Origin of the sequence: Robertmurraya dakarensis, assembly GCF_900156875.1 — a bacterium.
Lineage (GTDB): Bacteria > Bacillota > Bacilli > Bacillales > Cytobacillaceae > Robertmurraya > Robertmurraya dakarensis.
This window is the reverse complement of record NZ_LT707408.1, coordinates 1,166,796-1,193,004: the sequence shown is the minus strand read 5'-3', so window position 1 is coordinate 1,193,004 and position 26,209 is coordinate 1,166,796. Positions and strand designations below refer to the sequence as shown.

Here is a 26,209-nt window from a genome sequence, read left to right as displayed (position 1 = left end):
CTTCTTTGAAATGCCTTTAACTGAATATCGAGAAATGGCGGAGAATGGAGGAAGCTCCAGCGTTTTACTCCGTCATTTTTTTATAGCGTTCATAGACCTGCTCATGGGACAATGGAACCGACAGGATCGTATCAGGATATTGCTTCTCCCCCTTGCGGACACTTTGGTGTACTGCTTCATAAGCCTGCTACCCATGGTTCATTATTGAAGGTCTAACCACTGGTTGCGCCGCCGTAAAAGAAGTGAGTGTAGCGCTCATGATGGACTTCTTTTCTTTGAGTGCTGATGACGAGGAAGACATCGATGATTCCCGTGGGCACCCAGGTCTGAACGTTCTTGATTAACTTACATACTGGAGGTGATTGGTATGTCACAAATGCTTGTTGGTGTAGATGTAAGCTTGAAGTCCCATCATGTCCATTTCATGAAGGAGGACGGGTCCACACTCGCCGACTTTTCTGTTTCTAATGATCAAACCGGGGCCGAAACCCTGATCAAACGAATGCTAGAAACTGCGGAAAAAAGTCAGGCCAACCAATTGAAGATTGGGATGGAAGCCACTGATCTTTACAGTTGGCACCTTGCCCATTATCTACAAGACCAAATGAAAGGCTATGAACCTAAGTTTCAAGCCTCTATCTACGTACTAAATGCGAGAAAAGTCGCTCGTTTCAAAAAAGGGTATGATTCTCTTGTAAAAAACGATCGCATAGATGCCTGGGTCATCGCTGACCACTTGCGCTTTGGCCGACTGCCAGCCCAAATGAAAGATGCCATACAATATGAAGCTCTTCAGCGCTTAACGCGAACAAGGTTTCATTTTATGCGGGAGATTGCCCGAAATAAAACGTATTTCCTTAACCAGCTCTTTTTAAAGTTCAGTGGACTGAGACAGGATAATCCATTTTCAGATAAATTCGGAGCTACGAGTATGGCTGTCATGGAGGAACTAGAGCCCGAAACGATCGCTGAAATGAGCCTCGAGGAACTCGTCGAGTTCCTGCAAGATAAAGGAAAAAACCGATTTGAAAAGCCAGAGGAAATCGCAAAATACCTTCAAAAGTTGGCTAGATCATCTTACCGGCTGAATAAGGCTATGCAGGACCCCGTAAATATTTCGATGTCTGTTACTTTAAGTACCATTCAACATATCGAGTCACAGGTAAAGCGTCTGGATAAAGAAATTGCCAAGTTAATGAAAGGCATACCGCAAACCCTAACGTCTGTAAAAGGAATTGGAGACGTTTATGCGGCAGGGTTGATAGCTGAAATTAGCGATATAAAGCGATTTAAAGATCATCATGCCTTAGCGAAATATGCAGGTTTGGTATGGAACCAGAACCAATCAGGCGAATTCGAATCCCAGGAAACGGCTAGAATGAGGACAGGTAATAAATACCTGCGTTACTACCTTATTCAAGCTGCCGATAAGATCCGAAAGTACGACTCTGAATATAAAGCTTTTTACACAAAGAAGTACGATGAAGTTCCAAAACATAAACACAAACGCGCTCTCGTCTTAACCGCAAGAAAACTGGTACGATTGGTGTTTTCGCTACTACGCACCAATCAGTTGTACACACCACCCGAAAGGAGAGATTAAAACTTCTNTCCCCCTCGTATAGTACTAGTAAGAGCTCTTTCTAGAAGAATTTCCAGTTGATCCGGATCCTCTAAAATTCACTCTAGATTCCTATAGGTTATCAAGGTTAGCCTTTCGGCTTCCCCATCTTAAATATTTTAGTTTTACCCTTGTTTCACCCACCTGATGGGGAAGCCGAGGTAAAGTTCAAACTATCAATAATAGATTAATGTGTTGTTCTTATTTCGCAGGGGGATAGTTTCCCTACTGCTTCTTTGAAATGCCTTTAACTGAATATCGAGAAATGGCGGAGAATGGAGGAAGCTCCAGCGTTTTACTCCGTCATTTTTTTATAGCGTTCATAGACCTGCTCATGGGACAATGGAACCGACAGGATCGTATCAGGATATTGCTTCTCCCCCTTGCGGACACTTTGGTGTACTGCTTCATAAGCCTGCTACCCATGGTTCATTATTGAAGGTCTAACCACTGGTTGCGCCGCCGTAAAAGAAGTGAGTGTAGCGCTCATGATGGACTTCTTTTCTTTGAGTGCTGATGACGAGGAAGACATCGATGATTCCCGTGGGCACCCAGGTCTGAACGTTCTTGATTAACTTACATACTGGAGGTGATTGGTATGTCACAAATGCTTGTTGGTGTAGATGTAAGCTTGAAGTCCCATCATGTCCATTTCATGAAGGAGGACGGGTCCACACTCGCCGACTTTTCTGTTTCTAATGATCAAACCGGGGCCGAAACCCTGATCAAACGAATGCTAGAAACTGCGGAAAAAAGTCAGGCCAACCAATTGAAGATTGGGATGGAAGCCACTGATCTTTACAGTTGGCACCTTGCCCATTATCTACAAGACCAAATGAAAGGCTATGAACCTAAGTTTCAAGCCTCTATCTACGTACTAAATGCGAGAAAAGTCGCTCGTTTCAAAAAAGGGTATGATTCTCTTGTAAAAAACGATCGCATAGATGCCTGGGTCATCGCTGACCACTTGCGCTTTGGCCGACTGCCAGCCCAAATGAAAGATGCCATACAATATGAAGCTCTTCAGCGCTTAACGCGAACAAGGTTTCATTTTATGCGGGAGATTGCCCGAAATAAAACGTATTTCCTTAACCAGCTCTTTTTAAAGTTCAGTGGACTGAGACAGGATAATCCATTTTCAGATAAATTCGGAGCTACGAGTATGGCTGTCATGGAGGAACTAGAGCCCGAAACGATCGCTGAAATGAGCCTCGAGGAACTCGTCGAGTTCCTGCAAGATAAAGGAAAAAACCGATTTGAAAAGCCAGAGGAAATCGCAAAATACCTTCAAAAGTTGGCTAGATCATCTTACCGGCTGAATAAGGCTATGCAGGACCCCGTAAATATTTCGATGTCTGTTACTTTAAGTACCATTCAACATATCGAGTCACAGGTAAAGCGTCTGGATAAAGAAATTGCCAAGTTAATGAAAGGCATACCGCAAACCCTAACGTCTGTAAAAGGAATTGGAGACGTTTATGCGGCAGGGTTGATAGCTGAAATTAGCGATATAAAGCGATTTAAAGATCATCATGCCTTAGCGAAATATGCAGGTTTGGTATGGAACCAGAACCAATCAGGCGAATTCGAATCCCAGGAAACGGCTAGAATGAGGACAGGTAATAAATACCTGCGTTACTACCTTATTCAAGCTGCCGATAAGATCCGAAAGTACGACTCTGAATATAAAGCTTTTTACACAAAGAAGTACGATGAAGTTCCAAAACATAAACACAAACGCGCTCTCGTCTTAACCGCAAGAAAACTGGTACGATTGGTGTTTTCGCTACTACGCACCAATCAGTTGTACACACCACCCGAAAGGAGAGATTAAAACTTCTCATTCACACCCTTTCAAACACCCAGCTTCACACTTGAAAGTATTGGTAAAAAATTGAAAATAGTGTGAGGTTTATTAGGTATACTCTTTTTTAAACACTTTTCAATGAAAGACAATATTAATTTCCAATTCATTGAATTTTAGTGCTTGACATATTACCACTGGGCTTTATTTTAAATTCGTATGTAAACGATCCTATCTTCGACAACTAACGCCTGAACGTGTATGATTCATATTGTTTACTACTTTCTAATTTTTACTCTTACGAAACAACGCTTGAAATAAAAAAAAACAGCCTTCTATTTAGATAGAAAGCCGCTTATTATGATTGCCCATTATTCATTGCCTGGAACATGCTCATCATCATGGAAGCCATTTGAACACCATTTGAAATCCTTTCAACTTGATGCGGGATTGTCTTCTTATAATAATGAAGTGCAGATATTTCAAATGTTTGCAGTTCATTTGGGTTCCGCGCTAACCTCCTGTACCAATGCGGTTGATCATGCAAAAATTGTTGCAATTGTTTTTGACGACGGATGTATTCGATTATGTCTTTCCTCATGGTGATCCCTCTTTAATCTTTTCTAAAATGAAAAGGATGCGTTATTTTAGGTTCTCCACCTTGATTTTTCACTTCTTGGTTTCCATTATGAAACTGGGAAATCACTCCTTGAATTGCACCTAATGCTTGACTTAAATTCGCAATATGACCTTGCACTTGATTTGGGTCCATGTTTTTAATGGCACCTAAAATTTGTGGAAACCACTCTTTTGATGTTTCCTTTTTCACTTCAGTTTTGTGACCTTTTCCTTCTTTATATGGTTCCCAGCGAGCGTCTTCTTCCCCAAGCAAATACCAGTCTTCGTACAACTCTTGCCAAGTAAAATGACCAGCTCTAACTTCTTTAATTAAATTTGGGTGTTCTTTTACAAATTCTTTGAACTTTTGAACAGAGGGATGAAGTTTCTTCTTTGACATTAATATCACCTCTTACTAAAACAATCGCCTATGATACGATATGATGAACACATAAAATGGTGATAGCTTTAAATTAAATATAGCTGCGATAGGCCTTCTTTTTTATATACTAATTTACTGAATGTTATGATAATATAAGTTATAAATGGAATAGAAAGGTGACACAAAATGAATAACGAAATAATGGCACTTGTTGACAAGTTATTGAGTGAAGGATCCCAGCGTGATTTACAGGCATTAAAACATGTCTTAGAAGGATTAAATAATAAACCCTTTATTTACATGGATGAAATTCTGCATTTGGAAGGTGAAGTAGTAGACAATACATGCGAACTAACAATGCCTTTAAACCCTCTCGTTAATAATCCGTTAGATATTGTACATGGCGGTGTTACGGCTACTATGATTGATGCAGCAATGGGAAGATTAATACATACTATCCTTCCTCGTGACCAGGCGGGAGTTACCACACAATTAAATGTTCAGTACATTGCCCCTGGGATAGGCGATTCCATCACATGTAAAGCAAGAATTGACCATCAAGGTGCTAAAACGATGCTGTTATCAGCTGATGTATTCCGTTCAGACGGTCAAAAAATCGCCCAAGCCACAGGCAGCTTCTTCATTATAAAAAGAAAATAATCTAAGTTGTATAAAATAAACAAGACAAGCACTTACAATTAGTAAAATGCTTGTCTTATTAATGGATAACAATGCTAACGAATCTTAATGCTGAACTTGACCATTTCCATGCTCAGAAATTTCCGAAAGAGCTCTTCCAGCTTGTTCATCGGACAGCTTTCTAACGGCAAAATCCCCCAAAGAGACAATGCCGACTAGTTTCCCACTTTCAACTACCGGCAGCCTTCTAATTTGATGTTCTGCCATTATAGCGGAGGCTTCTTCTGAAGTTGCATCAGGAGAAATCGTAATCATCTCACTACTCATAATCTTTTCCACTTTTGTTGAACCAGGGTTCTTTTCTGCGACTCCGCGAAGAACAATATCACGGTCAGTAATCATACCAACTAACTTATCATTATCAACAATCGGGACGGCCCCCACATCCCATTCCTTCATTTTAACAGCTACCTCATACATATTATCTAGCAATGTACAACATTCAACATCTGTAGTCATAATTTCATGAACTTTTTCCATTACTCTACCTCCCAAAGTTGTATTTACTTCACTTTTTAAAAATGAGTTTATTATTACTTTTGTAAGTAATTTACATGTAGTTATACTTTCCTTTCAAAACAAAACTATTCATATTAACAAACTCAACTTGTCTCTAGGTTTTTTCTGTATGTTGTCGTTGCAACTTTGTCGTTTTTCCACTATTATTAGATTTGAGATTATTTGTTTATATACTCTACATAACATATTTACGGGAACGATATAGGAGGGACCAATATGAAGTTTGAAAACTTAGGGTATGAAAATTTTAAAGCTGATTTAAATCGCCTAGATGATGTAATGTCAGAACATGGCTTAGTTCGTGCAGAACAATGGGATTACGAACGTGTTGCTTACGACCGCAAATTCGAATTAAAAGAAGGCGTTTTCTACTTGCGAGTACTAGGTTATGCAGTTGAAGGTGATGTAGGTTCACATCGTGCTGTAATTCAGCTGCTTACACCACTGCTTGGCAAACACTACTATCCTCATGGTGTTGAATATGGTGAAGGTGAAACTTTCCCTAAGTCTTTAGTTAATCAATGTGAAAAAATATTAACTGACGTTAAAGCAGAGATTGAAAATTTTGTTGCTTAACATAGAATAAAAGCCCCTATTCATATTCATAGGGTCTTTTTTCTTTATCTAAGACTAACTTCATTGATTTTGAAAGGAGCTATAACTTGTCTGGATTATTTTCAAAACGTTTTTTTATTACTGCAATTGTCGTTGTATTAGCTGTAATCCTTCTTTATTTTATTCTGCCTGTTTCAATACCATTAATTTTAGCCTTTATCACTGCCTTATTTTTACATCCACTCGTGAAGTTTCTACAGGGGAAATCAAAAATAAATCGCCACTTATCAGTTTTAATTGTTTTTCTAATATTTTTATTTTTCATTGGAATCAGCGGCTACTTTATTACTACAAAAGTAGTCACAGAAGCCATTAAAATAGTAGAGAATTCTCCCTATTATATTAATGAAATTACAAGAGCATGGCTAAAAGCTGAAAAAGATTTCGCAACAGCTTTAAAGGATGTCCCTCAAGAAGTTGTTGTTGAAATTAGTCAACAAGTTCAAACGTTTCTTAATACTACTAAAAACGAATTGATTGCTTATGTGAATATAGATAATGTAAAAGCGTTATTAACAAATATCCCTAATTATTTAGTCAGCTTTGTCGTTTATTTAATTGCATTGTTTCTATTTTTGTTAGAGTTACCTAGATTACGTGAGGGTTTTTACAACCTTCTAACTGACAAGACAGCACAAAAAGTCAATTTCATGTCATCGAAACTAGGCTATGTTGTCTTTGGTTTTTTTAAAGCTCAATTCTTGGTAAGTGTGATTATATTCTTTGTATCCCTAATCGGATTGTATTTTATTGCACCTGATTTAGCTCTTGTCATGTCACTGATTATTTGGATTATTGATTTTATCCCAATTATAGGTTCGATCGTTATCCTTGGACCTTGGGCACTATTCCATTTAATAACTGGAAATATCGCTTTAGGAACTCAATTGGCTGTCCTAGCTGCAATTTTGCTTGTTATTCGAAGAACCGTTGAACCAAAGGTAATGGGAAGCCACATTGGTTTATCGCCACTAGCCACCCTGATCGCTATGTATTTAGGCTTAAAATTACTTGGAATATTAGGTTTTATCATTGGACCATTGCTGCTAATCGCCTTCAATACAGCTAAAGAAGCGAATATAATAAAATTCAACTTTAAAATTTAGAATATAAAAAGCGCTGCTCAGATGCAGCGCTTTTTATATTCTAAAATCCTAAGATTGCTTTAATAACCGATGTTGTTTCTCCTCCATGATAAAATACATAAAGCAGCAAATAAACAGCTACTCCTGTAATACCAGTAAAAAACCATACGATACTTGTAATCGGCCCTAATTTTTTATGAAGAGCTAAGTTATTTTTATAACCAGATACTAATGAAGTGATACCCAAACCTGCTCCAACTGTCGCAAGGATAATATGAAAAATCAAGAAAACTGTATAATAAATTTTAATATCATCAGGACCACCAAATGCGGTATTCCCAATGAAAATAGTTCTTGAGGCATAAATAATGAAAAAGATAATCGCAAAAACGGCCGCTAATGTCATTGTTTTCCGATGTGCCTCAAGTTTACGTTTACGAATTTGACCCCATCCTATCGCGACTGTGATCGCACTCAGGACAATAAAAGTAGTACTAATTGTAGGTAAGATAGGTACTGCAAAGTTCATCTTAAAATCCTCTCATTCTCAAATCTAAGCTTCCTAATACTTCTATGTTCATTCTATTGGACAAGTAGATTGTTTGCAATATACATTTAAAGACATCGGCAAAGATTGCTAAATTCGACACAATTCCAATACATAAAAGTGATAAATTTAACAACATTAATCATTCAAGTATGTTCCGCTCTCAATGAAAAAGCACCTTAATTAAAAGGTGCTTTTGGCTTATTCAGCAAACTGCGTTTTTAAACGATGCTCCTTTTCAGCCACTGATTCTTCCTCCTGCTCTTTTCTATACCAGGCAGCAAAAACTTGGAACAATACTACTCCATAGACGATTTCTTGGATTACTTTCATGAGTACCCCGCCTAGCTGCTGATCATGCAGTAAAGACATAGAATTAAACATTTCAGGACCACTTAAATTTAATGTTGCCAAAATGCTAGGAGAGACACATAGTGTCAAAGCTTCTGCCCATGCACTAGGATCAGAGAATGTTGCATACATCGGAGTATCAGCAAAGATAATTAACGCACAGGCAGGCGTAAGCAGGATGCCATCAGCGAAAATATAGCCTAGTTTCCTGACTCCTGAAAGTTTCTGATGGTCTGCTACTTCATTTACAAGCGGCCACCACATAAAGACAGCCACTACAAATAGTAGTGAAGTATAGCCAGCATGCAGCAAGATATCTGTTTTGACTACGTCAAAAATTAATGGAATATGATAAAAAGAAAACATCCCATTAAAAACAATAAGCGCAATTAGCGGCTTAGTGAAAAATGAAAACAACTTATTAATCACGTTAACACTAAAGACTTTTCTCCAGATCCATTGAGGAGTACCAATAACCACTAATGGAGGAATCACTAGATAAAGTACTGCCATTTGAATCATATGTGCGTAGAACATAAGATGTCCCATTAAATCTAAAGGTGATCCTTTAATAGCATATAGAAGAATCATCCCTACTGAGAAATAAACTCCTTGTCTAATCGTTAATGGGTCACTATCTTTAAAGCGATGTCGGAATTTAACTGTAAGAAGGAAGTAACCAATAACAACTAGTAAAACAGAAAGAAAAAAATATGGACTCCATAATGCCCTAAAACCAAACATTTCTAACGATAACATCTGCTAATATCACCTCTTAAAATTCGAGAAATCATTCTATTTAATTATACTCTTAACAAAAAGGATTCTCAAAGAAATGGATCAAATATCCTCACAAGAAATGAATGGAAGTTTTGTGATAAAAAGAAAATCGGCTCAAAGGGCCGATTTTCTTCTTTTGATTACCACCAGATAATCGTTAGAAAGCAAATAATTGTTAAGAATGCAACCAGAACACCAGAGTACATAAATAATGCAGGAGCCTCGTGACCCTTATGACTCATATGCATAAAGTAGTATAATTGAAAACCTACTTGAACAACAGCTAATACAAGGATAAATGGTACAGCGAACCAAGCAGAAAATCCTTCATATCCTACTGCTAAAAACGCTATTAGCGTAAAGACGATCATTAAGGCAAAAGAGATTACTTGATGTCTCATTTCCTCTGCATTTTTCTTACGGCGATATTTAAGATCTGTTTCTGGGTTACCTGAGTTTGTTTGAGTATTAACCATCAGTTTATCCCACCATCCCCATTAAATATACTACAGTAAAGATAAAGACCCATACAACGTCAATGAAATGCCAATAAAGACTTGCTACATAGAACTTTGGAGCATTATATAAGTCCAATCCTCTTCTAGCATTACGAACCATCAATGCAATAATCCACGCAAGTCCAAACGTAACGTGAGCTCCATGGAAACCAACTAATGTATAGAAGGCAGAACTAAACGCGCTACTTGTAAAGGTATGATGAAATTCATGTACGTAATGATTAAATTCGTAGATTTCAAGTCCTAAGAATGCAAAGCCAAGAAGAACTGTAATTCCTAACCATAGCTGCATTTTCTTAAAATCAAAATTCTTCATATGATACATCGCGTAAACACTTGTTAGTGAACTTGTTAATAGAATCATCGTCATAAGAAATACCAATGGCATTTCGAATAAGTCTTTAGCTAATGCATGGTCTGCACTAGGAACTCTATCTTTTAAAGCAAGATAGGTTGCGAAGAGAGAGGCAAACAAAACCGTCTCTCCCCCAAGGAAAAACCAAAAACCAAGGAATTTATTTTTTGCTTCAAGGGTTTGTTTCTCAGGCGCAGCAGGCCATTTTTCATATGTCATTTTTTCTTCAGCGTGCATTATGCCTTAACCCCCTTTTCATTATCATCATCGATTAAATCTTCCTTATGGATATGGAAACCATGATCATCTTTTAAGGAACGAGCTAACATTGAACCAAATGTAATGACTAAGCCTATGATTAGAACTGGAAGTCCCCAAGCATAATCTAAGCGATACATTACCCCAAATGCGGATACGAATAACCCGAATGACATGATGAATGGAATGATTGATGAATTAGGCATATGAATATCTCCAAGCGGTTCTGCAGGAGTCATGCCTTTCTTTCCTTCCATTTTTTCGATCCAATATGGATCTAAACCACGAACAAGTGGTAATTGCTTAAAGTTATAGAACGGAGCTGGAGATGGAATAGCCCACTCTAGTGTACGTCCATCACCCCATGGGTCATTTCCTATTCTTTCATTTTTCTTAACGGTGATAATAATATTGATCACTAGAACAACCGTTGCAACGGCCATCAATAACGCACCAATCGTACTTACTAAGTTGGATAATTCATATCCTTGACCAGGCAAGAATGTATAAATACGTCTAGGCATACCCCATAATCCTAAGAAATGCTGAATAAAGAACGTTAAGTGGAATCCAGCAAAGAAGAGCCAGAACGTAATTTTACCAAGAGTTTCATTTAACATTGTACCGAACATTTTAGGCCAGTAGAATTGTAATCCACCAAGGACAGCAAACACAACCCCGCCAACAATTACATAGTGGAAGTGAGCAACAACAAAGTAAGTATCATGATACTGATAGTCAGCTGCTGCTACCGCAAGCATAACTCCTGTAACCCCACCCATTAAGAATGAAGGGATAAATGCTAAAGCATAGTGCATTGGAGTTGTAAAAGATACACTTCCGCCCCATGCTGTAAACAGCCAGTTGAATATCTTAATACCTGTCGGTACTGCAATCGCCATAGTAGCTACTGCAAAAATAGCGTTAGCAATTGGCCCTAGACCAACTGTAAACATATGGTGAGCCCATACCATGAAACCTAAGAAACCAATTAAGACTGTTGCGAAAACCATTGAAGAGTAACCGAACAATCGCTTCCTTGCAAATACTGGTATTATTTCCGAGAAAATACCGAATGCTGGAAGAATTAAAATATAAACTTCCGGGTGACCAAATATCCAGAAGAAGTGCTCCCAGATAATTGTATTTCCACCTGCTGCTGTTACAAAGAAGTTAGACCCAAAAAGTCTATCAAACATCAACATGAAAATACTTACAGTTAATGGCGGAAACGCAAATAAAATTAATGATGAAGCAACAAATGTTGTCCAAGTAAACAACGGCATACGCATATAAGTCATACCAGGTGCTCTCATATTAATAATCGTTACAAGGAAGTTAATTCCCCCCATGAGTGTTCCAAAACCTGAAATCTGTAACCCTAATACGTAGAAATCAATTCCATGCCCTTCTGATGCTAATGAAAGTGATGCATATGAAGTCCAACCTGCATCTGGTGCACCACCAAGGAACCAAGATAAGTTTAGGAAAGTTCCTCCAAAGAAAAATAACCAAAAACCTAATGCATTTACAAACGGGAATGCAACATCACGTGCACCAATTTGTAATGGCATGATAGCATTCATAAAACCAAACAAAAGCGGCATCGCAGCCAGGAAAATCATTGTAGTTCCGTGCATGGTTAAGATCTCATTATAAAAACCAGCACTAACAAAATCATTATTCGGAATCGCAAGCTGAATACGGATGATCATCGCTTCTATTCCACCGAGTACAAAGAAAAATCCACCTGCAATAAAATACAATATGGCAATTTTCTTGTGATCAACGGTTGTTAAATAATCCCAAAGCGTTGCACCGAATCCTCTTTTCTGAGCATAGGTACTCACAATTTTACCTCCCTTTAAAACTAACCCCTTATTATTCTTGAACTTTCAATCCTAGCAGATACTCAGCTAAAGCATCTAGTTCATCTTCACTAAGTTCTCCATAAGTGCCAGTCATCTTATTTGCTGGTTTATACTTTTCTGGATCACGAAGCCATTCTTTAATGTTCTCTTCATTATTTTCCATAGTAATTAGTCCAGCAACATAATCTCTTTCACCGAAGTTTGTTAAATTCGGAGCCATACGAGCTGCTTCCGGGGTTGTATTTGCTGGTGTAACAGCATGACAACCGATACAGCTATTATTAAAAATTTCTTGACCTTGCTGAGCTTTTGGTGTTTGTGCTACAGCTGGTTCTTTAACATCCTGCATATCTGCTACCCATTGATCAAACTCATCACGTGGAAGAGTTTTTACTTTAAAGTCCATTAAGGCGTGAGAAGGGCCACATAGCTCAGCACATTTTCCATAGAAAAGTTCTCCTGCCTCGTCTGCTGCTGCAGAATCAAATTCTAACCAGAACTTATTTACGTTGTCTGTGTTTGTATCCATCTTACCGCCAACTGCTGGAATCCAGAAAGAATGTTTAACATCAGAAGCCTTCAAGTTAAAATACACTTTTTCATCTGTAGGAACGACGAGTTCTTGACTAGTAACAATTTCTTCATTTGGATATTCAAATTCCCACCAATAAAGATTAGCACGTACATTCACGACAAGTGCATCTGTTTTTCCTTCTTCATTTTTTTGATCCATTGCTTCAACATCTGCTAAATCAAATGTTGCTTTTACTGTTGGTACAGCAAGTACGAGAAGTAATAAAATTGGAATAACAGTCCAGATAATTTCTAGTTTGTGACTTCCTTCAACCTGTTTAGGGATTTTGTCGTCTTTTCGACGGAATCGGAAAAGAACAATCAAGAAGATCACCGTTACGACAACAATTACCCCCACCATAATTGCTGTACTAAGCACCATTAAATCATATTGGGTTTGAGCAACCTCTCCGGCTGGCTGAAGCGTTGATAAATGCGGTAATCCACAACCGGATAATACGAACGCCAACATCGTAAATAATGATAAAAGGCGCCACTTTGATAGCCATTTCATAGCCAAATCATACCCCTCTTTCATAAAAGATTTCTTTTGTAATTATTGAAAATGTATAGATAACTTCTCTTTACTTTCGTAAAGAAAGATTCTCCCAAAATAAATTATAGAAGTGTGACAATTACCATAGATACAAACATAATAGTCATATATTGTAGTGAGTATACAAACATGGATGTAGCCCATTTCATATCATCACGCTTATTGTATCGGTATATTCCTAAAACTAGCCAACCTATATTTAAAATTGTTGCCAAGATTACAAAGGGCATACCCATTGATGTGATTAACAGGAATGGGATTGGAAATAAGGCAATAATCCAAGCTAGTGTGTGCTTTTTCGTTGTTTCGAAACCTTTGACTACTGGAAGCATCGGTACACCAGCTGCTTTATATTCTTTAACCCTTCTCATCGCTAGGGCATAAAAATGTGGCGGCTGCCACGCAAACATTATAAAAAACAGTGCCCACGCAATGATATCCAAATTCGGATCAACAGCAGCCCAGCCGATTAGTGGAGGGACGGCACCAGAAATACTTCCTACGATGGTATTAGACACATATCTGCGTTTGGACCACATTGTATAGAGAACAACATAACTGAACACTCCAATTACACCAATGATAGCAGCTGAAATCGTTGTCATTAATAAAGACATAAGTCCGAAAATAATCAAGATGACGCCAAAAGCTGCTGTCTTTGCAGGACTAGCAGTCCCTGTGACTGTAGGTCTATCCTTTGTTCTCTCCATCAAAGGATCAATATCACGATCATACACATTATTAATTACACATGAACCTGCTATGATGAACGATGACCCCATCAAGGTAAGCAGGACAATTCCCCAATTGGCTAAAAAACCTTGGTTCGTGAAATGTAAAGCCAGCCATAAGCCAGTAAAAGTTGTAATCATATTTGAATTCACGATACCAATCTTAATCAATGACGAGAAGTCTTTCCATGTGTTTGCCTTTGAGACATTGGAATTCAGGCTTTGTTCACTGCTATCAATAGCAGACTCACTTAAAGCCCTTAAATCAGCCATTTCCTTTCCTCCTTTTTACATATTGTAAATATAACAAATTTTGACAGATCTTATGTATGAGGTTTAACTGCTATATTTGCTATATTTACAATTAAATGTGGTGCTGCCCACATTTAATTTTCAGGAGATAGTATTCACTATCACTATAGTGGTAATATTGTTTAACATTCACACAAATAAATAAAATTACTTTCTATATATTTAACCACATTTTTCAGTGCTTTTGTGAACTTTTTTTAAATTTTTTGTGACTAATTTATGACTAATTCATATAATTGTCTCTAAAAACCGTTATTCTTTCACTATAATAAAAGAAAACTGCTACTTAAGATGTGAAATTTTGGTGTAATTTCAGGTATTTTATCACTTTCTGTCAATATATATTATATTGTAAAATCTATATTCTTTAATGATAGATTAAGTAACTCTCCTATATTTCTAGCAAACTCTTATAACTTTTTCAACCTTTTTTAACTTCCTAATGTGAATAAATAGTTTTTTGGTTGTAAATTTCTCAATTATTGTGTAGTATTCAGTATTGTGTAGGTTCTAAAATATAGTAAGAAAAGGATCGTTTTGTATTCTTTTTTTAGCGTTTTAGTTATATTTAAGATAAAATATATTTTTTATTTCCTTTTAGTCTTATTTTTATACTTATTGTAAGATTCAATCTTATATTATGACAAATTTGTGAACATTCACTAGAGAAGGTGGTAAAAATTGAAGCGCTCTCTTAAATGGTTTGCCGTCCTGACTACAATCGGTATGCTGTTCATTCTTCTTGGAGGAGCATTAGTAACAAAGACAGATTCTGGAATGGGTTGCGGTCGGTCTTGGCCATTATGCAACGGAGAATTTATTCCAAGCGAAATAACGATAGAACTTGTCATCGAGCTGGCTCATCGGCTTGTGTCAGGTGTCGTTGGGATTATGGTATTAATTTTGTCAGTTTGGTCTTGGAAAACAATCGGACATATCCGTGAAACGAAATTCTTATCTCTATTATCTTTTTTCTTCCTCGTACTTCAGGGACTTATTGGCGCGGCAGCTGTAATGTGGGGACAATCAGATTTTGTATTAGCTGTTCATTTCGGCATATCCCTTATCTCTTTTGCAGCCGTATTGCTTTTAACACTCCTTATTTTCGAAATCGATAAAAAATTCGAAGCTGAGAAATTGATCTTAGATAACAGAATGCAAAAACATATTATCGGCGTATCTTTGTACAGTTTTGTTGTTGTATACACAGGCGCACTCGTTAGACATGTGAATGCCAGTTTGGTATGCCGCGATTGGCCATTATGTATCAATTCTGAATTTGGTCTTCCATCAAACTTTTATGAGTGGGTACAGATGGGCCACCGATTTGCAGCAGGTCTCATTTTTATTTGGATAGGCTATATCACCTACCTCGCAATTAAACATTATCGACATCAAAAGGTTATCTATTGGGGATGGATCATCTCCTTCACATTAGTTTCCCTTCAGGTCGCATCAGGAGCTTTAGTTGTTCTTACTCGATTAAATTTAGGGATTGCTTTGGCACATGCATTCTTTATCTCTTGTTTATTTGGAGTTCTAAGTTATTTCATTCTTCTTTCTTCGCGCAGCAAGAAAAATGCAGTGCTCATTAATCAACCTAAAGAAGCAGAAAACAAAAAGGTATCTGCTGATACCATTACAGTTCAATAAATAAAAAAAGTTGCAGCATATGCTGCAACTTTTTTTATTTATTATTTAGAAAACTCTATGAGCAGGTCTCCAGTTTGGATAGCTTCCCCATTCGTAACATAAATATCTTTAATCGTTCCAGAGAAAGGTGCTTGAACAGTAGTTTCCATTTTCATAGCTTCTGTGATCATTAAATGGTCTCCTCTTTCAACCTTCTCACCTTTTTCAACAAGAACTTTAATCACTGTACCCGGCATCGTTGCTCCAATATGGTTTTCATTTTTAGGATCTGCTTTAACCTTTGCAGCAACAGTTGTTTTAATGCTCTCATCTTTTACCACTACTTCACGCGGCTGTCCATTTAGTTCAAAGTAGACAACTCTCGTTCCGTCAGCCTGTGCTTGACCAATTGAAAGCAGTTTAACAATTAATGTTTTTCCTGTTTCAATTTCTACTTCAATTTCTTCACCCAGCCTCAATCCATATAGGAATGTAGGTGTATCAAGAACCGAAATATCCCCGTATAACTCTACTGCTTTCGTATAATCCTTAAAGACTTTTGGATATAAAGCATATGCAAGCTTTTCAAAGCTTGTTATCGGGCGCCCTAACTCTTCAAATAGTTCTTTTTCAATCGCTTTAAAATCGACATCTTCCATCAATTCCCCAGGTCTTACCGTAATCGGTTGCTTGCCTTTAAGAATTACCTTTTGTAATTCCTCTGGGAACCCGCCAACCGGTTGTCCTAAATAACCTTCGAAAAATTCAACGACAGAGTTCGGGAAATCAATACTTTCACCTTTTGCGATAACACCCTCTTCGGATAAATCGTTTTGAACCATATACAGGGCCATATCCCCTACTACTTTAGAAGATGGGGTAACTTTTACAACATCACCAAACAGATGATTAACACGAGCATACATGTCCTTAACTTCATCCCAGCGGTCCCCTAGGCCCACTGCTTTCGCCTGCTGCTGAAGGTTGCTATATTGACCTCCTGGCATTTCATGCTGATAGACTTCAGTATGAGGCGATTTCATGCCGCTTTCAAAATCCTGATAATATTCTCTAACATCTTCCCAGTAATGCGCTAGTTGTTCAAGTGCATTTATATTGATATCTGGCTTGCGTTCAGAACCCTCTAAAGCATAATATAAAGAATTTGCACTTGGCTGCGAAGTTAAACCTGCCATCGTACTTAGAGCAACATCGACAATATCCACACCAGCTTCTATTGCTTTAGCATACGTATAAATTCCGTTACCGCTAGTATCATGAGTATGGAGATGGATTGGAATGTCAATTACATCTTTTAACTCAGAAATTAGGGTATAAGCAGCTTGAGGTTTTAATAAACCTGCCATATCTTTAATACCTAGAATATGTGCACCTTGTTGTTCTAATTCCTTAGCTAAATTTTTATAGTATTCTAGATTATATTTTTTTCTGGTAGGATCAAGTATATCTCCTGTGTAGCAAATCGCAGCCTCTGCTATTTTTCCAGTTTGGCGAACTGCATCAATCGCTACTTCCATACCCTTAACCCAGTTAAGACTATCAAAAATTCTAAATACATCAATTCCAGCATGTGCTGATTTAATGACAAATTCCTTAATTACATTGTCAGGATAATTCTTATATCCAACAGCATTTGAAGCTCTTAACAGCATCTGCAGTAACACATTAGGCATCTGTTTGCGAATAGTTAATAATCTTTCCCACGGATCTTCTTTCAAGAAATTATAAGCTACGTCAAAGGTTGCCCCTCCCCACATTTCATAGGAGAACATTTCTGGAAGTAACTTTGCGGTAGGTTCGGCAATATGCTTAATATCTGTAGTTCTAACACGAGTAGCTAATAAAGATTGATGCGCATCACGGAAAGTGGTATCAGTCAACAAGACTTTCTTTTGGTCTTTGACCCATTGAACCAATCCATCTGCGCCTTTTTCTTTTAGTATCTGCTTCGTGCCATCTTGATAAGTAATATCGGTTTTAAGTTTTGGTATTCTCGGCTTCTCAAATACTGGTCTCTTCTTCTTCTCAATACCAGGGAAACCATTTACCGTAACGTTAGCAATATAGGAGAGCATCTTTGTACCCCTATCCTTACTAACTGGGAAAAGAAATAATTCAGGTGTCTTGTCAATAAAAGATGTATCATATTCTCCAGTAATAAACTTTCTATGTCTAACAACATTTACTAGAAACGGGATATTTGTTTTAATTCCACGAATTCGAAACTCTTGAAGATTTCTGACCATTTTAGATGCAGCTTGTTCAAATGTAAGTGCATGTGTTGAAAGTTTTACTAGAAGCGAATCATAGTACGGTGTGATAACTGCCCCTTGAAAACTATTACCTGCATCAAGTCTTACGCCAAAACCGCCGCCTGAACGATAAGCCATAATTCTTCCTGTGTCAGGCATAAAGTTATTTAATGGGTCCTCTGTCGTTACACGTGATTGGATCGCAAACCCATGAGTTTTAATTTCTTCTTGCTTTGGAATTCCAACTTTTTGCGAATGCAATGAATGTCCTTCAGCCACCATAATCTGTGTTTGAACGATATCAACACCTGTGATCATTTCAGTAATCGTATGCTCAACTTGGACACGAGGATTTACCTCGATGAAATAAAATTCTTTCCCTGAAACTAAGAATTCAACTGTCCCTGCATTCAAATAATCTACATTTTTCATTAAGCTGACAGCTGCTTCACAGATTCTTTCCCGCAGATCATTATCAAGCGAGACACTAGGAGCAACTTCTACAACCTTTTGGTGACGCCGCTGAACGGAACAATCCCTTTCATAAAGGTGAATAATATTTCCTTCTTCATCCCCAATAATTTGCACTTCAATATGCTTTGGATTTTCAATAAACTTCTCTACATAAACTTCATCATTTCCAAAAGCCGCTTTTGCTTCCGATTTGGCTCTATCATATGATTGTTCTACCTCTTCAAGGCTTTTTACAATACGCATTCCACGTCCGCCGCCGCCTAGTGAAGCTTTAATAATGATAGGGAACCCATAGGTTTGACCAAAATCTACTACTTCTTCTAAACTCCTAACCGGACCATCTGTGCCTGGAATTACAGGAATTTCAGCGAGCATTGCTTGAGTTCTAGCTTTCACCTTGTCTCCAAACATATCAAGATGCTTAGATTTCGGACCGATAAAAATAATTCCTTCTTCTTCACATCTTTTAGCAAAATGTATGTTTTCAGATAAAAAGCCATATCCCGGGTGGATTGCATCGACATCGCGTTCTTTTGCGATTTCGATGATTCCATCTATATCCAAATATGCATCTATTGGTTTTTTATCTTCTCCTACTAAATAAGCTTCATCGGCTTTATAACGGTGGTAAGATCCAGAATCTTCTTTTGAGTAGATAGCTACCGTTCGAATATTAAGTTCTGTACAAGCCCGGAAGACTCTTATTGCAATTTCTCCTCTGTTAGCAACTAATACCTTGTTGATTTTTCTAGCCAAAAAAAACACCTCATCTTATCTTAAAAAGTTAAGAGTTCAATATCTGAACTCATGTCAAAAGTTATTTTTATGATTTTAAGTATAATATCATAAAGTTCAGTATAAAATGAACAAAAATTTAGAAAAAAGCTAAATTTTGATATAAAAAAGGGAGCTTCAAGGGATACTTGAAGCTTATTTTCTTAAGTAATACGTACTGTTGTTATTTCCTGAAATAGTTGATTGAACTTCTTTGTTTTCTTTATTCTTGTATTTTTTCTCATAATTAATAAACATTGAAACATTTACCAATATCCCCATAGAAATTGACAATTGGAGTAATGAAGAGCCTCCGTAGCTCAAAAACGGGAGGGGAACCCCTGTCAGCGGGATAAGCCCAGATATCCCAGCCAGATTTACAAAGCTTTGAATTCCAATCATACTTGCGATTCCGATTGCAAGCAGACTGCCAAATGGATCTTTACCTTTCAAACCAATGTAGATCCCTTTTAAAACGATATACCCTAATGAACACAGGACGAATAACACTCCTAGAACACCTAGTTCTTCAGCTATGATAGCCATGATAAAATCCGTGTGAGGTTCAGGTAAATAACCTAGCTTTTGAATGCTTTGTCCCAAACCAAGCCCTTTTAGTCCTCCTGCCCCTAATGCTAGAAATGAGTTTACTAGATGATACCCTGAAGTTTGCGCAATCTCTTCAGCAAACGGATTCGAAAGCACTTGAAATCTCTCAAGTCTAGTTTCTGAGAATATATGATCTTTTAAAATAAGGATAGCTGGTATGGACAAGACAATCCCTAAACTTATTAATTTTACAATATTCTTTAAGTTCATTCCTGAAGAAAGGATGATGGACCCGGATATTAGTACGATTAACAAAGCTGTTCCATAATCCGGCTGAAGCGCAATAAAAAAACAGACTAATACCAATAGCACAAGAGGGGGTAAAACTCCTTTATTGAATTCATTTATGTAAGGTTGTTTTTTAGCATAAACAGCTGACAAATAAACAATAATCCCTATTTTAACAAACTCTGCAGGCTGCAGACGGACCGGCCCAATTTGATACCAGCTCTGAGCATTACCAGCAACCGTACCAAATGCTAAGACACCCATTAAAGCACCTAATAAAAGTACCACAAGAGGAACAAGTATCTTATTATTGAGGTACATTTTATACGGAACAATAGCAAAAAATATAAAGGCTAAGGCTGAAGCAAGCAAATAAATTCGCTGCCGGTCAAAAAAATGATCACTTTCGTAACCATATCTTTGTATAGCAGTCACCATACTTGCGCTGTATATCATGATAAGACCAAATACTGCTAGCAATATTACGACCACTACCAGAGAATAATCATATGATTTTAGAATTTTTTTTAACATTCAACCGCTTCCTTATCTTCTTCATTGTATAACTTATTCTATTATAGAATTTAAAATCCTGCACAGATTGATATGAAGATAATATATACAGGCTGCAGCGGTAAATGGAAGCTGCCCACAAAAAATTTAACCTGTTATGTTATGTTCAATGATGAAAAAAACTCAAACAATCTTACTTCAGACGTTTGAGTTTTTTTATTATTATTTTTTTTGTGAAGCTTCATGCAGGGCAGAAAGTTCCCTTTCTAATTGACCTAAAATAGCTTTACCCTCTTCATTGTCAATTAAACCAAGACGAACAGCAAAATCTATTTCACGTGAAAGCCCAAACATTTGCGTATCTAATACTTCTTCGTATAAAGGACATTGAGGCATGGTTAAATTGTCCATCTGTACTTTAATGAGCTTTAGTATTTTATCAGCGTCAGCCTTAAGCAAGGCATTTGCTTTATCTCGATGATTCACTATGATTTCAGATGCCAACATCGATCCCCCCGTTTCCGAGCGATTATCCTATCTATAAATTTTAACCTGCAATGAGAAAAAAATCAAGAAATAACAGATTGTTAAGTAGCATGATTCATCTGTTTATTGGAGAATGGAGAATGAAGAATGTATGACAATTTGTAAAAATATCGATATACTGGTACTAGATTCTAGGAATTATACGGGAGGCACAAATGGAAAACATTATATTACTCACTGGGAAAGTTAAATATACTATAACATTAGATCCAAGTGTTTGGATCTTTGATGATCGAAGAAAAGATTTAGAAACCATCTTTCATGACAAAGAAGAAAGAAAAGATGAGCTCGAAGAATATAAAAAGTCTGTTTCCAAGCATTGGGACCGTGAAATTATGGAAGGAGCTATCTATCCTCCAACCCTAAAGACCGAGAAAAAATATGAAAAAGAAAAAATGATTACAGGAACGTTTTGTATGCCCTTAAAACCTTTTTTAAACAATGCGCAATTATTAAAAGATGCACAGTACTTAATTATAGAAACAGTAGATGGTGAAGTGGAAATTCCTCTAGTAACAGCCGAGGAAATGTTGTTAGGTTTTTCAAAAGAAGGGAAACCATTAAAAGAAGATGGGCCTGTACATGCGTACTACGGGGACGGCTCAAATGCAGATAATCCAATTAAAAATGTTAAAGCATTTAGGGTTGAATAAATATAAAGCAATAATTGTCGGTGTAAGAGACCAGAGTCGATAAGGATGATAGATCCTTATCGACTCTGGTCTCTTTTCTAGGAGTTCTTTCATCTTTAGTTTAAAGCAAGTCTGCTGCTAACTGAGCCAGCCCCGATCTTTCTCCCTTATACAGCTTTACATGACCTGAAATAGGCTGGTCCTTGAATTTCTCAACGACATAGGTCAGACCATTATTGTATGCGTCAAGATAAGGATGATCAATTTGTTCCGGGTCACCCATTAGAACAATTTTACTACCTTCTCCCACACGTGTGAGGATTGTCTTAATTTCATGCTTTGTTAAATTTTGAGCTTCATCGATAATAATAAATTGATCGGGAATACTTCTACCCCTAATATAAGTTAATGCTTCTACTTCAATTGAACCCATCCCAGCCAAAATGGCATCTAGTTCTCCTGGTTTTTTCGCATTAAACAAGTACTCTAAATTATCGTATATTGGCTGCATCCAAGGTCGCAGTTTCTCTTCCTTCTCTCCCGGCAAAAACCCGATGTCTTTCCCAACCGGTACTATTGGTCTAGCGACGAGCAGCTTTTTATATGCTCCGTAATCTTCCGTTTGCATCAAACCTGCTGCTAATGCTAACAGTGTTTTTCCAGTTCCAGCTTTTCCTATTAATGTAATTAACGGGAGATCCTTTCTTAGAAGCAGCTCAATTGCCATCGTTTGCTGAACATTCCTAGGACGAATTCCCCATATATGGTCATGATCAAAGATTAATTTCTTGACCCTTTTTCCTGTGTGATCCACCATACCAATTGCAGAGGATGATGACCCTAATGAATCTTTCATGAGTAAAAACTGATTTGGATAAAAAGGATGGTTTGTAATTTCACTTAAGGAAAGTTCTCCCTTTTCATAAAAGCGGCTTAATAAATCTACACTAAGAAACAGTTCTAATATCCCTGTATAGATATGATCATTCTCGACCACTCTATCACTTAAAAAGTCCTCTGAGTAAAGTCCGATTGCATCTGCCTTTACTCTAACTAGAGCGTCCTTGCTGACTAGAATAACTTGTCTGCCATTATTCTTGGAATCCTCTTCTAAAGAAAGATTTTTGGCAACCGCAAGGATCCGGTTATCATTTGTTTTTTCTACAAATACATCTTGAAGCTGATGAAATGAACGGTGATTAAGTTCAATTCGAAGAGCACCGCCATTTTCAAGAGGAATTTTTTCATGAAGCTTTCCGGTTTGTCTTAAACCGTCAATAAGTCTTGATACTTGTCTTGCGTTTCTTCCGATTTCATCCATATAACGCTTTTTAGAATCGACTTCTTCAAGTACTACTGCTGGTATAACCACTTCATTATCTTCAAAGGAAAAGATGGAATACGGGTCTTGTAACAAGACATTAGTATCTAACACATATATTTTTGTCAAGTCTATGCCTCCTGCTCCTTTTAAGGTCTTTATGTAGAGATTGATTAACCGTTGTTAGGAAGAGCTTTGTAAAATATATGATTACCCGCATAAAGATAGAAGAAGTTTTACACAATAATCGTAATGAATCTTTTAATTTATATTAACTGCCATCTGTATTAACATTTTTTGGAGGTGAACAGGAATGAAAAAATGGCTATTCTGTCTGGCAGCAGCCATTATCTTTATAACTGGATGTAATGCGAACAACCAAGCGGGCGATGATCAAAATAACGGACAGCAAACTATCAACGTGAAAAACAGTACTGTCGAAAGTGTTGACCGAGATACAGGACAAAAGGTTTCACAGCACTTAGTGGATTTAGCCACTAGTATCCCAAATGTAAATGATGCAACGGCAGTAGTGCTTGGTAGATATGCAATTGTCGGAATCGATGTAAAAGAAGATATTGAACGTTCTCAAGTAGGCTCAATTAAGTATTCTGTTGCAGAAAGCTTAAAAAAAGATCCACACGGAGCTAGAGCAATCGTAGTAGCAGATCCTGATATAACAGCAAGACTAGAGGAAATTCAAGAGGATATTAGGAGCGGTGCCCCGATTCAAGGTATCATTAACGAATTAGCAGATATCTCTGGAAGATTAATGCCGGAAATACCAGCTGATATTATTGATCCTAATGTGAAAAAAAATACCGTTAACCAGCCGAATGATAAACTTAACAACAATGAGAAACAAAAATTAGAAAACCAGCAAGAAGAGCAATCTAATCACAAAATGAACGAAGAGAAATAACTCTCAAGATCGTTTCACACAAAAATCCTTTTTTATTAAGAAAAGCTTAGTCAGAAACAAGACTAAGCTTTTCTCATAATATCCATCACTTGTTTATCTAGACGTGCTGCTGCTGCAGGATCATAAGTTTTATCATATTTAGGTTCTGCTATAATTTTAGAACCATAAAACATTACATCACGTACTTCATTGACCTTTAATTCGACTAAGGCAAGTTTTAGAGGTACTTCATCGATTCTTTCTGTTTTTATTAATGCTTCACCACTAATAGCATAAGTAGTTTCATTCGTAATGACCGTTATGACAATTTGATTATTTTCTTGAATGTTTTGGATAATTCGCGAACGATTATCCACCGCAAAATAAATGCTTTTCTCATCCTTTGCCAAAACCCAAGATAGAGCACTTACATTTGGGCCCCCTGTTTCATAATCAACTGTCGCCAGAATGACAAAACGTTCTTTTTGCAATTCATCATATAAAGGTTTTATTAACATTGGTTCCACTTCGTTAGCCATGTACATCCTCCTTACGACCTTCAACCATCATATTTTATGATATAATATAGCCTACATTACGAACGTTCCTGTAACTATATTCGTTATCATTATCTTACTACTATTGCTCCTGCTGAATCAAATATGCTCTGCCATTTTTAGAATAAAAAGACATATTTCAAACGTAATGATATAATACTCCTATACAGCTAGTTTTTTTAATTGTTTTAACGAGGTGTTTATAATGAGAGTTAAATGTGTTATTTGCGATAAAATAGAATCCATCAAAGATGAATCCTTCCAAGCGAAACGGCTGCGTAATCGACCGATTCACACATTTATGTGCAAGGTGTGCGAGGATAGGATTACCGAAAGAACGAATGCAAGAATTGCGACTGGAAATTTCCAGCTCTACCGTTCTAAAACAGAAGAAGATGAATGGTAAAAAAAAACCAGGCACTTTATGAAGAGGGCACTGAAAAAGCCCCTTAAAGGAAAAAAGGGAAGGATTTCTCAATTATTTTGAGGAATCCTTCCCTTTTTGTTTTATAATTAGGTTAACAATTTTAAGCGGGTGGTTTCAATGATTCAAAAACAACAATCAATGGCATTAAGTCCATATATGGAACTCTATAACTTAATCGTTCCTGCAGACAATATGTTACGAAAAATTAATGAACTAATTGACTTCTCTTTTGTTTATGAAGAATTGAAAGATAACTATTGCTTGGATAACGGGCGAAATGCCATTGACCCTATTCGTATGTTCAAATATTTATTTTTGAAGACCGTCCATGACCTATCTGATGTTGATATAGTAGAACGTTCTAAGTATGACATGTCTTTTAAATACTTTCTCAACATGGCACCAGAGGAGCAAGTAATTGATCCTAGCTCTTTAACAAAGTTTAGAAAATTACGGTTAAAAGATATTAATCTTTTAGATCTGCTTATCAATAAGACTGTAGAAATAGCTATTGAAAAGGAAGTCATCAAAAGTAATTCTATTATTGTTGATGCCACCCATACAAAAGCTCGGTATAACCAAAAAACTCCTAAAGAGGTCCTTATGGACCGTTCCAAAAAACTGAGAAAAACGATATATCAAATAGATGAAAATATGAAGAGTAAGTTTCCATCCAAAACGACAACGGATGTACTAGAGGATGAAATCAAATATTGCCAAGATCTCATTGATGTGATTAAAAAGGAAGAAGTTCTTGTTCAATATCCAAAAGTAAAAGAACAGTTAAATCTTCTGGAAGAAACCGTTGCCGATGATGTTGAACAATTACAGATATCAGAAGATAAAGACGCAAAAGTTGGACATAAAAGTGCGGATTCCGCATTTTTTGGATACAAAACACACCTTGCCATGAGTGAAGAGAGAATTATCACAGCGGCAACAATAACCACTGGCGAAAAGAATGACGGAAAGCAATTAGAAGCGCTAATTGAAAAAAGTATCGAAGCTGGAATGGAAGTTGAAACTGTAATTGGTGATGCAGCATATTCTGAAAAGGGAAATATAGAATATGCCAATAAAAATGAAATAAAATTAGTAGCTAAACTAAACCCTTCTGTCACACAAGG

25 protein-coding genes are annotated in these 26,209 nt (G+C 37.0%); 10 read left to right on the top strand and 15 right to left on the bottom strand.

What is annotated here, in order from left to right; genetic code table 11:
• Positions 1-367: 367 nt before the first annotated feature.
• A complete protein-coding gene (locus CZ487_RS07005) occupies positions 368-1,603 on the top strand; it encodes an IS110 family RNA-guided transposase (RefSeq protein ID WP_077210804.1) in 1,236 nt (411 codons plus the stop codon).
• Between the two features lie 616 nt (positions 1,604-2,219).
• Complete coding sequence (locus CZ487_RS07000) at positions 2,220-3,455, top strand: IS110 family RNA-guided transposase (RefSeq protein ID WP_077210804.1); 1,236 nt, start codon at positions 2,220-2,222, stop codon at positions 3,453-3,455.
• 328 nt (positions 3,456-3,783) lie between these two features.
• Here the strand turns inward: CZ487_RS07000 and CZ487_RS06995 are convergent, their stop codons facing one another.
• Together CZ487_RS06995 and CZ487_RS06990 are read right to left on the bottom strand one after the other, a co-directional pair.
• On the bottom strand, positions 3,784-4,026 hold the full coding sequence (locus tag CZ487_RS06995) for a YlbE-like family protein (protein ID WP_077211408.1): 243 nt from the start codon (positions 4,024-4,026) through the stop codon (positions 3,784-3,786).
• A 12-nt stretch (positions 4,027-4,038) separates the two neighbouring features.
• Positions 4,039-4,443 (bottom strand): YlbD family protein, encoded by a 405-nt coding sequence (locus CZ487_RS06990; RefSeq protein WP_077211407.1) that lies wholly within the window; start codon positions 4,441-4,443, stop codon positions 4,039-4,041.
• Positions 4,444-4,611: 168 nt separating this feature from the next.
• On the opposite strand from CZ487_RS06990, the gene CZ487_RS06985 reads away from it, so the two are divergent.
• On the top strand, positions 4,612-5,085 hold the full coding sequence (locus tag CZ487_RS06985; protein WP_077211406.1) for a PaaI family thioesterase: 474 nt from the start codon (positions 4,612-4,614) through the stop codon (positions 5,083-5,085).
• Positions 5,086-5,169: 84 nt separating this feature from the next.
• Here CZ487_RS06985 and CZ487_RS06980 read toward each other — a convergent pair whose 3' ends face one another.
• The gene (locus CZ487_RS06980; RefSeq protein WP_077211405.1) at positions 5,170-5,604 is read right to left on the bottom strand and encodes a CBS domain-containing protein; all 435 of its coding nucleotides are present in this window, start codon (positions 5,602-5,604) and stop codon (positions 5,170-5,172) included.
• A gap of 255 nt (positions 5,605-5,859) precedes the next feature.
• On the opposite strand from CZ487_RS06980, the gene CZ487_RS06975 reads away from it, so the two are divergent.
• Positions 5,860-6,219, top strand: coding sequence for a YugN family protein (locus tag CZ487_RS06975; protein WP_077211404.1), 360 nt, complete (start codon positions 5,860-5,862; stop codon positions 6,217-6,219).
• A gap of 86 nt (positions 6,220-6,305) precedes the next feature.
• A complete protein-coding gene (gene ytvI / locus CZ487_RS06970) occupies positions 6,306-7,364 on the top strand; it encodes a sporulation integral membrane protein YtvI (protein ID WP_077211403.1) in 1,059 nt (352 codons plus the stop codon).
• A 40-nt stretch (positions 7,365-7,404) separates the two neighbouring features.
• On the opposite strand, the gene CZ487_RS06965 is transcribed toward ytvI, so the two are convergent.
• The 7 genes from CZ487_RS06965 to cyoE form a co-directional block, all read right to left on the bottom strand.
• Entirely contained in the window at positions 7,405-7,872 is a 468-nt protein-coding gene (locus tag CZ487_RS06965; RefSeq protein ID WP_077211402.1) for a DUF420 domain-containing protein, read from the bottom strand.
• Positions 7,873-8,091: 219 nt separating this feature from the next.
• Positions 8,092-9,000, bottom strand: a complete 909-nt coding sequence (gene ctaG / locus CZ487_RS06960; protein ID WP_077211401.1) for a cytochrome c oxidase assembly factor CtaG — start codon at positions 8,998-9,000, stop codon at positions 8,092-8,094.
• A 161-nt stretch (positions 9,001-9,161) separates the two neighbouring features.
• On the bottom strand, positions 9,162-9,497 hold the full coding sequence (ctaF, locus tag CZ487_RS06955) for a cytochrome c oxidase subunit IVB (RefSeq protein WP_077211400.1): 336 nt from the start codon (positions 9,495-9,497) through the stop codon (positions 9,162-9,164).
• Between the two features lie 4 nt (positions 9,498-9,501).
• On the bottom strand, positions 9,502-10,131 hold the full coding sequence (locus CZ487_RS06950) for a cytochrome (ubi)quinol oxidase subunit III (protein WP_077211399.1): 630 nt from the start codon (positions 10,129-10,131) through the stop codon (positions 9,502-9,504).
• Positions 10,131-12,002, bottom strand: a complete 1,872-nt coding sequence (gene ctaD, locus CZ487_RS06945; protein ID WP_077211398.1) for a cytochrome c oxidase subunit I — start codon at positions 12,000-12,002, stop codon at positions 10,131-10,133. The genes CZ487_RS06950 and ctaD overlap by 1 nt, the downstream gene beginning before the upstream one ends.
• A gap of 31 nt (positions 12,003-12,033) precedes the next feature.
• Positions 12,034-13,110, bottom strand: coding sequence for a cytochrome c oxidase subunit II (coxB, locus tag CZ487_RS06940; RefSeq protein ID WP_077211893.1), 1,077 nt, complete (start codon positions 13,108-13,110; stop codon positions 12,034-12,036).
• Between the two features lie 104 nt (positions 13,111-13,214).
• Positions 13,215-14,156, bottom strand: a complete 942-nt coding sequence (gene cyoE, locus CZ487_RS06935) for a heme o synthase (protein WP_077211397.1) — start codon at positions 14,154-14,156, stop codon at positions 13,215-13,217.
• 720 nt (positions 14,157-14,876) lie between these two features.
• Between cyoE and CZ487_RS06930 the strand changes: the two genes are divergently transcribed.
• Positions 14,877-15,848, top strand: coding sequence for a COX15/CtaA family protein (locus tag CZ487_RS06930; protein WP_077211396.1), 972 nt, complete (start codon positions 14,877-14,879; stop codon positions 15,846-15,848).
• Positions 15,849-15,889: 41 nt separating this feature from the next.
• Here the strand turns inward: CZ487_RS06930 and pyc are convergent, their stop codons facing one another.
• The 3 genes from pyc to CZ487_RS06915 all read right to left on the bottom strand — a co-directional run bounded on the left by pyc (position 15,890) and on the right by CZ487_RS06915 (position 21,202).
• The gene (gene pyc, locus CZ487_RS06925; RefSeq protein WP_077211395.1) at positions 15,890-19,330 is read right to left on the bottom strand and encodes a pyruvate carboxylase; all 3,441 of its coding nucleotides are present in this window, start codon (positions 19,328-19,330) and stop codon (positions 15,890-15,892) included.
• Between the two features lie 174 nt (positions 19,331-19,504).
• Positions 19,505-20,719 carry an FtsW/RodA/SpoVE family cell cycle protein gene (locus tag CZ487_RS06920; RefSeq protein WP_077211394.1) on the bottom strand — a complete coding sequence of 405 codons (1,215 nt, stop codon included), beginning with the start codon at positions 20,717-20,719 and terminating at the stop codon, positions 19,505-19,507.
• Positions 20,720-20,920: 201 nt separating this feature from the next.
• Positions 20,921-21,202 (bottom strand): Fpa/YlaN family protein, encoded by a 282-nt coding sequence (locus CZ487_RS06915; RefSeq protein WP_077211393.1) that lies wholly within the window; start codon positions 21,200-21,202, stop codon positions 20,921-20,923.
• A 197-nt stretch (positions 21,203-21,399) separates the two neighbouring features.
• Here CZ487_RS06915 and CZ487_RS06910 point away from each other — a divergent pair, with 197 nt between their 5' ends.
• Positions 21,400-21,897, top strand: a complete 498-nt coding sequence (locus CZ487_RS06910; protein ID WP_077211392.1) for a hypothetical protein — start codon at positions 21,400-21,402, stop codon at positions 21,895-21,897.
• A 100-nt stretch (positions 21,898-21,997) separates the two neighbouring features.
• On the opposite strand, the gene CZ487_RS06905 is transcribed toward CZ487_RS06910, so the two are convergent.
• Positions 21,998-23,326: a PhoH family protein gene (locus tag CZ487_RS06905; protein ID WP_077211391.1), complete on the bottom strand. Its 1,329-nt coding sequence runs from the start codon at positions 23,324-23,326 to the stop codon at positions 21,998-22,000.
• 184 nt (positions 23,327-23,510) lie between these two features.
• On the opposite strand from CZ487_RS06905, the gene CZ487_RS06900 reads away from it, so the two are divergent.
• Positions 23,511-24,119: a YhcN/YlaJ family sporulation lipoprotein gene (locus tag CZ487_RS06900; protein WP_077211390.1), complete on the top strand. Its 609-nt coding sequence runs from the start codon at positions 23,511-23,513 to the stop codon at positions 24,117-24,119.
• Between the two features lie 62 nt (positions 24,120-24,181).
• Here CZ487_RS06900 and CZ487_RS06895 read toward each other — a convergent pair whose 3' ends face one another.
• Positions 24,182-24,637, bottom strand: coding sequence for a pyridoxamine 5'-phosphate oxidase family protein (locus CZ487_RS06895; RefSeq protein ID WP_077211389.1), 456 nt, complete (start codon positions 24,635-24,637; stop codon positions 24,182-24,184).
• Positions 24,638-24,860: 223 nt separating this feature from the next.
• Between CZ487_RS06895 and CZ487_RS06890 the strand changes: the two genes are divergently transcribed.
• The gene (locus tag CZ487_RS06890; RefSeq protein WP_077211388.1) at positions 24,861-25,061 is read left to right on the top strand and encodes a YlaI family protein; all 201 of its coding nucleotides are present in this window, start codon (positions 24,861-24,863) and stop codon (positions 25,059-25,061) included.
• Positions 25,062-25,199: 138 nt separating this feature from the next.
• A partial coding sequence (locus tag CZ487_RS06885; protein WP_077211892.1) for an IS5/IS1182 family transposase occupies positions 25,200-26,209 on the top strand: 1,010 nt, incomplete at its 3' end.